This window comes from Streptococcus sp. SM3 (assembly GCF_027497875.1).
Map to the genome: position 1 here is coordinate 26,793 of NZ_JAJNSA010000016.1, position 8,158 is coordinate 34,950.

An 8,158-nucleotide genomic window follows, 5' to 3' on the forward strand; every position below is an offset into this window, starting at 1 on the left:
GCTATCTCTATTTGCTATTTTGGACATCAAAAAAGAGGGGATCACCCTCCTTACGAATTTAATTCTGCCAAGTCATCTAGATACTGGTTGTTAATAACCGCCAAGATATAGGCATCGGCTTTCAAGAGATCATTGGGACCAAATTGGACGTCCAGCGGTGAATTTTCTTGTTCACGAAATCCTAGGACATTGAGGTTATATTTGCCACGTAAATCCAGCTGGCTCAAGCTTTGACCTGCCCAGACACTAGGAATTTTCATCTCTACGATAGACACATTTTTATCCAGCTGAAAGACATCAACATTGTTATGAAAGAGAATGGTCTGCGCTAGAGACTGCCCCATTTCATACTCAGGTGAAATCACCGAGTCAGCACCGATTTTTTCTAGCACCTTCTTAGCTGTCTGGCTTTTGACCTTAGCAATAACCCTTGGTACCCCTAGACTCTTACAATGCATAACTGCAAGCACACTCGACTCTAGATTTTCCCCTGTTGCCACTACAACCGTATCACAGGTATCAATTCCTGCGGTTCTGAGGAGTTCCTCATCTGTAATATCGCCAACAACTCCACGCGCCAAAACTGGCTCAAATTGATTGATACGTTCAGCGTGGTCGTCAATGGCAATAATATTCATATCTTGCTTGGCTAGGGCCGTCAGGACACTACTCCCGAAAATCCCCAAACCTAAAATTCCAATCGTACGATCTGACATCATTCTTCCTTTCTTATCCAATACTAATATCTGCTTTCATATACTGAATCAAATCTTTCTTATCAGGCTGGTAATCCGCTAGACTAACCAGCAAGGTCAAGGGACCGATACGGCCAATAAACATGAGCACCATGACAATGCTAAGAGCTAGCTTGCCCAATTCTGGCGTCAGATTTGCCGTTACCCCAACTGTCGCAAGGGCTGAAATGGTCTCAAACATGAGATAGATAAATCGCGGTGTTCCTTCTGCTGTAATTCCCAACAACATCAAGCCCAACAAGAAGGTCATCAAAAAGATAATGAAGACACTAAAGGATTTTTGGACTGCTCGAGCCTCAATAGTTCTCTGCGCAACATTGGCATGAGGCAAGCCCAGCAATTCACTACGCGCAAAGACCAATAAGACAAAGAAAGTCGTAATCTTGAGCCCCCCAGCCGTTCCTCCAGGCGCTCCACCCAGAAACATCTGTAGGATATAGATAAACAAGGTCACAGGCCGAGCTTGGGTGTAATCAATAGAAGCAAAACCAGCTGTTCTCATGCTTACAGTTTGGAAAAAACTAACCAGCACTTTCTCTGGAACACTGAGATTGCCAATGGTTCCTGGATTGTACCACTCCGTAAAGAGTGTAGATACTGTCCCAAATAGCAAGATCCCTGCCGTCAAGAAAAGAACTAGTTTGGTGTGGAAACGTAGACGGCGTTTTTTCTTCTTGTTAAACTGGGTTGCTAAGTCAAACCAGACCATAAAGCCAAGACCACCTGTGATAATCAAGCCAGCAATGACCAGATTGATCAAGGGATCCGTCTGAAAAGCCACTAAACTGCTACTGCCGAAATTATCAAAACCAGCATTACAAAAGGCTGAAATGGCTAAAAAGATAGAGGTAAAAATGCCTCGTCCCCAGCCAAACTCAGGAATAAAACGAAAACTTAGTAGGAAGGCACCCAAGCCCTCCACCAGAAAAGTTGTCAAAAAGATAGACCGCATAAAGGCCTTCAGCGACCGAGTCTCCCCGTAACTAAAGCTTTCCTGAATAGTTTCACGACTGCGAAGACTGAGCTTTTGCTTCCCCTGAATATAAAAGACCCCGATAAAAGTCATGAGCCCCAGACCACCAATCTGTATCAAGAGCATACAAATCAACTGCCCCCAGACATTATAGGTAGTAGCTACCGGTTGCGTAGAAAGGCCGGTTACACAGACCATAGACACCGTCGTAAAAAGATGGTCAAAATAAGTAGCCTGCGAACCACTTGCCTGAACAAAAGGCAAACTCAAAAGAAGAGAGCCTATAAAAATAACTCCAACGAAACTTAAAAAAATCCGACGAGCTGGCGAAAGTCCACCCAAGGCTCTCTCAATTTTTTTCACAAATAATTTGAATAACATACATCCATTGTACCATAAAAAGTAGGAGAGTAGCTATATCTGAAAGGCTATCTCAAGGCAGAGTTCCAAGGCCTTCTCGAAAGCTTCTGAACCCCAGTCACGACTATCGTACTGGTCCAAGTCTGCTAAGGAATCAGCTGTAAACAACAACTCTCCCCAGAGAACCCCACGCAGTTGGGCTACTGCTGCAAGCGCAGAACACTCCATCTCCACAACAGCACAGCCTTCTTCCTTGCGATAAGCCACCTTTTCAGCCGTTTCTCGGTAAAAACCGTCTGTCGTCCAGGTCATGACTTCTTCATAGGGAATCCCTTTGGCTTCCAACACTCGCTCAATAGCAGCAGTAGCCTCTGGCTGAATTTCCATATAGCGAGAAGGTGCCACATAGTGATAACTAGCTCCTTCATCTCGCAGAGCGCGAACAGGGACTAGAAAGGCATTTTCTTCTATATCAGCCAGCACACCACAGGTTCCGGTGGAAATAATCTGCTCCACACCATAGCCAATCAACCAATCCATAAACTGGGCTGCTGGAGCGGAACCAACAGGAGCCTGAGCCAGACAGATCTCCTCGCCCTTGTAGTTCACGACATAGACTGGATAGGTCTTGGTGGCAGAAAGGAATTCGCCGACACAGTCCGCCCCTACTCCCCTCGCATAACGTTCAATCTTCTCACCTAAAAAAGCATAAACACACTTCTTGGGCAAGTGCAAATCCAGCCCCTCGTGATTGGGCATGATAACCGCCTGAGGATTATCATCGAACTCTAAAATAGGAATCGCATGTTTCTGAATCATAGCCCACCTCCTCTAATTTTGTACTATTGTATCAAAAGCTGACCGAGTGTCAAGGAGGGGGGTGATGAACTGAGGAGAAAAAATCTCAGTATTCTTGGAATTCTCGATACTAAGTAATTTTATAAATCATAAGGAATTAGAGTAAACATTACAAACGTAGCCCCTCTGTAATTAATCTTCAGAGGGGACGTTATATATTAGTAGTTGTTGCTGATAACTGTTACCTTGAAAGAAAAGTATTTATATCGCACTCTATCTGGAAGTTGTTATCAAATTTTTAAAAGATTAACTTCCAAGATGATCATTCACTATAAAGAGCTTCTAACTCCCTCTTTAAATATTCAGCTAGATGTTGATGAGCAAAGATGTCAGCATTCTGTTCCGCTGTAGGATTATAGTTTGTATTGGTATTTACATCATACACATAAATATCTCCGCTTTCTGATTGAACCCATTCTATAGCTGCCACATCAATATGAGCATTTTTAAGGAAGGCTTCATAAGCTTCTTTTTGAGATTCTGGTAGAGGTTCTGTAATTTGGAATTTTTCAGAAGTTTCCAGCTGTTCTGGTCTCTTACCGATTTGACAACCATCTGCTGGACAAAGTTGGAAACCATCTGAAGAATCAATTGAAACAGTATAAAGGAACTTCTGATTGATAAACTCTGAACGACGGATACGACCATCACTTGGTTTAATATAAGCCTGCAACAAGGTAATACCATCTACTGAAGGTTCAAAAGCAGAACTATTAACATAAGCTTCTAGTTCTTCTTCATTTTGGAAAAGTTGCACTCCTAATCCCTTTCCTGCTCTATTATGCTTGGTAATCAAAGGATAGATATTCAATTTTCTTGCTGCTTCAATGATATTTTCTGGGCCCAAAACAGCAACTGTTGCTGGAGTCTCAATACCAGATTCATTTAATTTCAAATATTGTTTCACCTTACTGATTTCTAGATTGATGGCTCCCGTTCCATTAACTACTTTACGTCCATGAGCCTCTAGCCAAGTAAGCACCTGCTCCGTAAACTCTGGTGCATAGCGATGCCCTCTCGTATGAGAAGATGCGGACATCCTATTATAAAAAATTCCTTGTGGAGGTGGGCTTTGAAGATCTAATATCCCACTCGATAGATCCCATAATTCATAAGGTACTTGTATTTTTTCTAACCATTTAACTAAATGCTGTGTCCATTCAATATTTTCATGAATCACATAAACTTTTGCGTTACTCATAACTCCTATCTCCTTTAAGAAAAATTAACTGACAATTGATGTTGCTTGTCTTCTTCTAAACTATAACCTTCTGTTTTTTCAATGATACTGACTGTTAAGATTTGACCCAAAACATTGATCATTGTACGGCCAGCATTCACAAAGAAATCAACTGCAAAAATCAAGGCCACTCCTTCTACTGGCAATCCAAGCTGAGGTGCTGCTGCCAACAAAACTACGATAGCTCCTGATGGAACAGTAGCTGCAGTTTTCCCAATTAAGGTCAAAAGTAAAACTGTAAATAAGAGACTTGATAATGAAAATTGGATACCGTAAGCATGTGCGATAAAAATAGTGGCTACTGAAAAATAGACAGCTGCTCCTTCTAGATTAAAAGTATATCCTAAAGGGACAACCAAATCAATCGTATTCTCATCATGTCCCTGTTTTTTTAAATCCTTTAATAGGGACGGTAACACAACACTCGAACTACCTGAAACAAATGCTAGAGTCAAAAGGCTCCAATTTTCACGAAAAGCAGTCAAATATGGAACTTTAAAGATAGAGGCAATCAGAGGGAAGACAACTAAAATGAGAACTGCATAGGCCAAATAAGTTCCGATAACAAATTGACCAAGTCCAACTAACTTATCAATCCCTGTACTAGCGACATCTTTTGCAATAAAGCCAAAGATTCCGACAGGAGATAATTTTACAATAACAGTTACAATTTTATAAATAGCTTCAATCCAGATCTGGAAACCTTCAAGAATTTTTTGGGTTTTATCATTCTTCAAGCTACCAATTCCATAACCAAGAAATATAGCAAAAACAATAATTGGAAGAAGAGAGCCTTCTGAAATTGACTTCACAATATTTGATGGAATAAAACCAAGTAAAAACTCACTCAATTGGACATTATTAGCTATCCCGTCGATATTAGCTCCAGTTTGACCAATATTCACACCTTGACCAAATCCCAAATAGTAACTAGAGAATACAAATAACAAAGTGATTGTAGTTGTAACAGCGAAAAAGTAGAGTAAGGTCTTCGTTAAAATTTTACCAAACGATTTTTTTCCAATGACACTAGCCACTGCAACTACTATAATTGGGAATATTAGTGGAATAATGACCATGTTCACCAATTTAATAAATGCTTGTCCTAAAAATTGATAAAAACCTGCAAATTGTGGCCAGATTACTGCAAAAATAACACCTAAAATCAAAGCTAGCAATAATTGCAAACCGAGTGAAAGTTTTGACCATAAATTAACTAATTTCATAAAATAACCCCTTTGCTTTTATTTGCTAATTATTCTACTACGAATCTTCTAGCTTGACTAATATATATTTTCTATTATGACCATAAAAAAGATTTATAACAATATCTCAAAGTGTCGTCATATCTATTTCGCTATCCATTATGAATTTTTTATGTTAGAAAAACACCACCATCTAAACTACTCAACTGGATGGAGCAATTCCATAATGATCAAGAAGAGTGACTTCAAGTATCAAATCTACAAAAATAGGCTGAGTAAAAAGTCTTTGAAATCAGAAAAACGCATAATATCAGGTAATGAACAACCTTGATATTATGCGTTTTATTGTTGAAAGATTTACTTCATTTTTCTTGAAATTAAGTTTTTCCCAGCCTCTTCTACTTCTATTTCACAGGTATCTCCTTAATCACGCACGCAGGATTGCCAGCTAGGACAACGTTGTCGCCAAAGGACTTAGTGATTACAGCTCCTGCCCCAGCAACAACATTATTGCCCAGTGTCACTCCAGGAAGGACAATGACACCTCCTCCAGCCCAGAAATTATCTCCGATGGTAATAGGCTTGCCGTATTCCACACCTGAATTACGTTCCTGCGGGTCCAATGGATGGAGGGGAGTCAAGAACTGACAGTTGGGGCCAATCATAGCATTGTCCCCGATGCGAATCGGACAAACATCCAGCATGGTCAAGTTCCAATTAGAATAAAAATTTTCCCCTAGATGGATATTGACTCCATAATCGACTACCAGGCGTGGATTGACATAAAGATTTTGCCCGGTTGACCCAAACCAATCCTTGATGATTTCGACTCCCTTCAAGGGATCTTCTTCCTTGTTAAAGGCAGACTGTTTTTGGCGAGAAGCCTGAGCCAAGTCTCGCAATTCTGGATCCGATGGACGGTAAACCTCTCCTGCTATCATTTTCTGGTATTCACTGGTCATTGTTTTCTTCTCCTCGTTCCCTATTATCATATCAAATTTTTTACGTATCTGACTAGAATGAGGGGTACTTTCTACAATTGAGCCTCTGATTGTCATCACATCCTGTCTAAACGAATACGGGTCACGATTCCATCTGGGTCTGTGATTTCCAACTGGCTCGATGTCAGCCATTTGATTGGTGCATCAACTTCTTGTGCTCGTTGCGCAATCGTTAACAGTTCTTCTTTACTAGCAACCTCAATAACATAATGGGCCAAACCTGGCAAGTCTTGCTTACGCGGAGCCAAATTTTTTCCTCCCCATTCGTTGACTGCCAAATGATGATGATAGTCCCCAGCTGCAATCCAACTAGCGCTAGGCACACTGAATTTATCCTCTAACCCTAACACCTTTTGATAAAACTGGCTGGACTTTCGACTATCCTTGACGGAAAGATGAATATGCCCCATTCTCGTACCTTCTGCCAGGATAAAGGGCTCTACTCTTTCCCCCAGCTCATAAATGTCCTGCGCCGCAAGAGCCTCAGTGACCCCTATAATACGACCGTCTTCTCGAATATCCCATGTGGAAACTGGCTTATCTCGATAGAGTTCAATGCCATTTCCCTCCAAATCTTCCAAGTAAATAGCTTCACTGTAACCATGGTCTGCACCGCCGACAAGAGGAATCTGTAAATCTGTCAGGTGTTTCAAGACATCAGCCAAAGCCTTTCGTGTCGGCAAGAGAATAGCCAGATGGTAAAGACCATAATGTTCCCTTACTTCACCGCTCTCTTGTGCTTGAATCAGCTGTACCAAGGCTTTTCCACCAAGTCCTAGAATGGACTCTGTCTCAGTTTGAGATAAGATTTCTAAACCAAGCACTTGCTGATAAAAGGCTGTTTGGCTTGCCAAGTTCTTTACATTTAAAACTGCCTCTGCCAAATAAATGTGGCTCTTGTATTCATAGGTCATAAATATTTCTCCTCATAGTTGTAACTGTAATTATTTCAACTATTATATAACCTCCATCAAGAAAGTCAAGCCAGACAACTTATAGATTATGATTCTGTAATCTTGTCTATATGGGATTAGAACGAGAAAATCTACAGAGAATTGACAATCAAACCATTGAAAATTTTTACCAACTCTAAGATGACTCTCATCTCAACCCAAAAAGAAAAGGAGCGGATATGATATCCTACTCCTTATTCTTGTCAGAAAATCTAATTAGAATTAGTCTTCTTTTTTCTTACGAGCAACAAGTCCAAATCCACTCAATACTCCAAGAAGTCCAAGTGCTGCTAGGCTAGCATTGTCTTCTGTACCAGTGTTAGGCAATTCTTTTTTAACTTCAACATTTTTAGGTGTTGATGGTTGAGAAGCTGGTTGGTTTGGAGTTGATGGTTCAACATGCTTAGGTATGACTGTTACTGGGACTTCTACCTCTACGATTTCTCCTGATGGTAGTTTTACTTTTACTTTAACACTTGGTTTTTGTCCTGCCGTATCAGTTGCTGGGATTTCTCCAACTTCTACTATTTCAGCACCTTTTGGTAACTCAACATGTTTCTTAACATCATCTTTGCCAATTGGAGTTCCAACCTCTACTACGATTGGGGTAGTTTTAACTGTTTCTCTTGGAGCTGGAGTCGCCTTTGGTGTGACTGTTACTGGGACTTCTACTACAATAACTTTGCCACTTGGTAATTCTACCGTTACTTTAACTGGATCTTTCTTACCTGGCGTTGTCAAGTCTGGAATATTTTCAACCTTAGTAACCTTACCACCTTCTGGAATGGTGATACCTTTTGTGTAATCCTCTGG

General features: G+C 40.6%; 8 protein-coding genes. All 8 read right to left on the bottom strand.

Going from position 1 to position 8,158, the window contains the following annotated elements:
• Positions 1-50: 50 nt before the first annotated feature.
• Entirely contained in the window at positions 51-716 is a 666-nt protein-coding gene (locus tag PAN06_RS04535) for a TrkA family potassium uptake protein (RefSeq protein WP_001283909.1), read from the bottom strand.
• A 13-nt stretch (positions 717-729) separates the two neighbouring features.
• The gene (locus PAN06_RS04540) at positions 730-2,109 is read right to left on the bottom strand and encodes a potassium transporter TrkG (protein WP_269795710.1); all 1,380 of its coding nucleotides are present in this window, start codon (positions 2,107-2,109) and stop codon (positions 730-732) included.
• Between the two features lie 33 nt (positions 2,110-2,142).
• On the bottom strand, positions 2,143-2,907 hold the full coding sequence (locus PAN06_RS04545; RefSeq protein WP_269795711.1) for a nucleoside phosphorylase: 765 nt from the start codon (positions 2,905-2,907) through the stop codon (positions 2,143-2,145).
• Positions 2,908-3,208: 301 nt separating this feature from the next.
• Entirely contained in the window at positions 3,209-4,147 is a 939-nt protein-coding gene (locus PAN06_RS04550; protein WP_070842785.1) for an alpha-L-glutamate ligase, read from the bottom strand.
• A 14-nt stretch (positions 4,148-4,161) separates the two neighbouring features.
• Positions 4,162-5,412 (bottom strand): dicarboxylate/amino acid:cation symporter, encoded by a 1,251-nt coding sequence (locus tag PAN06_RS04555; RefSeq protein WP_269795712.1) that lies wholly within the window; start codon positions 5,410-5,412, stop codon positions 4,162-4,164.
• Between the two features lie 383 nt (positions 5,413-5,795).
• Positions 5,796-6,353 (bottom strand): sugar O-acetyltransferase, encoded by a 558-nt coding sequence (locus PAN06_RS04560; protein WP_269795713.1) that lies wholly within the window; start codon positions 6,351-6,353, stop codon positions 5,796-5,798.
• Positions 6,354-6,448: 95 nt separating this feature from the next.
• The gene (locus tag PAN06_RS04565) at positions 6,449-7,306 is read right to left on the bottom strand and encodes a VOC family protein (RefSeq protein ID WP_269795714.1); all 858 of its coding nucleotides are present in this window, start codon (positions 7,304-7,306) and stop codon (positions 6,449-6,451) included.
• A gap of 261 nt (positions 7,307-7,567) precedes the next feature.
• Positions 7,568-8,158 (bottom strand): LPXTG cell wall anchor domain-containing protein (locus PAN06_RS04570; RefSeq protein ID WP_269795715.1); only part of this gene is annotated, 591 nt, incomplete at its 5' end.

Coding starts and splice junctions, on each gene's coding strand:
- PAN06_RS04535 (WP_001283909.1), bottom strand. CDS start 716: ATGTCAGATCGTACGATTGGAATTTTAGGTTTGGGGATTTTCGGGAGT.
- PAN06_RS04540 (WP_269795710.1), bottom strand. CDS start 2,109: ATGTTATTCAAATTATTTGTGAAAAAAATTGAGAGAGCCTTGGGTGGA.
- PAN06_RS04545 (WP_269795711.1), bottom strand. CDS start 2,907: ATGATTCAGAAACATGCGATTCCTATTTTAGAGTTCGATGATAATCCT.
- PAN06_RS04550 (WP_070842785.1), bottom strand. CDS start 4,147: ATGAGTAACGCAAAAGTTTATGTGATTCATGAAAATATTGAATGGACA.
- PAN06_RS04555 (WP_269795712.1), bottom strand. CDS start 5,412: ATGAAATTAGTTAATTTATGGTCAAAACTTTCACTCGGTTTGCAATTA.
- PAN06_RS04560 (WP_269795713.1), bottom strand. CDS start 6,353: ATGACCAGTGAATACCAGAAAATGATAGCAGGAGAGGTTTACCGTCCA.
- PAN06_RS04565 (WP_269795714.1), bottom strand. CDS start 7,306: ATGACCTATGAATACAAGAGCCACATTTATTTGGCAGAGGCAGTTTTA.